Annotated in this window: 3 protein-coding genes; 2 read left to right on the forward strand and 1 reads right to left on the reverse strand. The window is 55.7% G+C overall.

Features of this window, described 5'->3' with window-relative positions; all coding sequences use genetic code 11:
* A partial coding sequence (locus ABI_RS26020; RefSeq protein ID WP_211211201.1) for a hypothetical protein occupies positions 1-207 on the reverse strand: 207 nt, incomplete at its 3' end.
* A gap of 169 nt (positions 208-376) precedes the next feature.
* Here ABI_RS26020 and ABI_RS21080 point away from each other — a divergent pair.
* Together ABI_RS21080 and ABI_RS21085 are read left to right on the forward strand one after the other, a co-directional pair.
* On the forward strand, positions 377-676 hold the full coding sequence (locus ABI_RS21080) for an AbrB/MazE/SpoVT family DNA-binding domain-containing protein (RefSeq protein WP_050808379.1): 300 nt from the start codon (positions 377-379) through the stop codon (positions 674-676).
* Positions 676-1032: a type II toxin-antitoxin system PemK/MazF family toxin gene (locus ABI_RS21085; RefSeq protein ID WP_006275100.1), complete on the forward strand. Its 357-nt coding sequence runs from the start codon at positions 676-678 to the stop codon at positions 1030-1032. Before ABI_RS21080 ends, ABI_RS21085 begins: the two co-directional genes overlap by 1 nt.
* Positions 1033-1290: the final 258 nt, after the last annotated feature.

Here is a 1290-nt window from a genome sequence, read left to right on the forward strand (position 1 = left end):
ACTTGGCAGGGGCGAAGGAGGAAGTCCTACCCCTAATTTGACATTTAGTAAGGCGTCCCCGAAATACTTAAATACTTCCAACGCGGTTGCGTAGCCGGCAGCGACCGGTTCCGCCGACAGATCGAAGCCGCGCTTGGACGTCGGGTCGAGCGGTCGGTGAGGGGAAGGCCGCGCAAGACACAGGCGGAAGAGGTCAAGGTGGATCATCAGGCGCGCCTGCTGTAAGGCTCGTAATTGTCTCCGCCCCTTTTGTGTTCGCCGTCGTTTGGCTTTCTGATTTGAGATTGGCGCGCCCCAGCGGCCGAAGATCAACATTGTTGAACGTTTTGTCGTATTGATCTATAATGTTCAACAATGTTTTACCCAGAGGTTTGTCATGTCCTTTGCGATCAAGGTTTCTAATGAGGCTATTCGAAAGGAAGTCAAATTCCGCAAGTCAGGTGGCTCTTATGCCATTACCATCCCGGTGTCCGTCGCAGACGCGGCCCGATTTAGTGAGGGGACCATTGGCGATATCGTGGTCGCTGACGATGGAAGCCTTGTGATACGCCATAAGGCGGGGCGGAAAAAGCGCTACTCACTGAATGAACTACTGCAGGAATTGCCAGAGACATTCGAACTGACAGACGAACAACGCGCGTGGGAGCAATTGCCTCCGGTGGGGAACGAAATCTGATGGTAAAAGCCCAGCGACCGCGCCGTGGGGACATTTATCATCTCGACTTCACGCCCTCTGCCGGCAAGGAGATGGTCGGAAAACATTTTGCCTTCATCATTTCCCCTGAAGGCTACAATACGCGCGGCCTGGCCTATGTTGCGCCCATTTCGACCGGAGGCAATCTCGCGCGGTCGGAAGGTCTGGCCGTCAGTCTAACGGGTGCGGGTACGAAGACGACCGGTGTGATTGATCTTACGCAAATTCGCGCCGTTGATCTGGCGGCCCGGTCGGGCAAGTTTGTGGAGACGGCGCCGGGAGCTATAAATGACGAAGTCTTTGCGCGGATCTATCCGATTTTCACCGACGATGAATAAGGCGACGCTGATAAGCTGAGGCAAGCCCCAGTGGCCTCAGCTCCCATCTTTCACAGATCATGATTGCTCCCTGCGTCCTTGGCGTCAGCGGGCTTTTCTTGATGACGGTCGCTCGCGTTTCATCTTCCAACGCATCCTTCGGCGTGGCCTCCAATGGCCGGCGCTCGATCAAAGATCGAGGGAACGCGGCGTGGCGGCTGAGTTAGAGCGCATCCCAAAAAGTGTGACGTACCGCTCGGGCGTTCCCGTTTTTGGAAC

The sequence above is a fragment of the Asticcacaulis biprosthecium C19 genome, assembly GCF_000204015.1.
Lineage (GTDB): Bacteria > Pseudomonadota > Alphaproteobacteria > Caulobacterales > Caulobacteraceae > Asticcacaulis > Asticcacaulis biprosthecius.

What these genes read in the sequence shown, in the direction of transcription:
- ABI_RS21080 (WP_050808379.1), top strand. Translation starts at nt 377, where the DNA reads ATGTCCTTTGCGATCAAGGTTTCTAATGAGGCTATTCGAAAGGAAGTC.
- ABI_RS21085 (WP_006275100.1), top strand. Translation starts at nt 676, where the DNA reads ATGGTAAAAGCCCAGCGACCGCGCCGTGGGGACATTTATCATCTCGAC.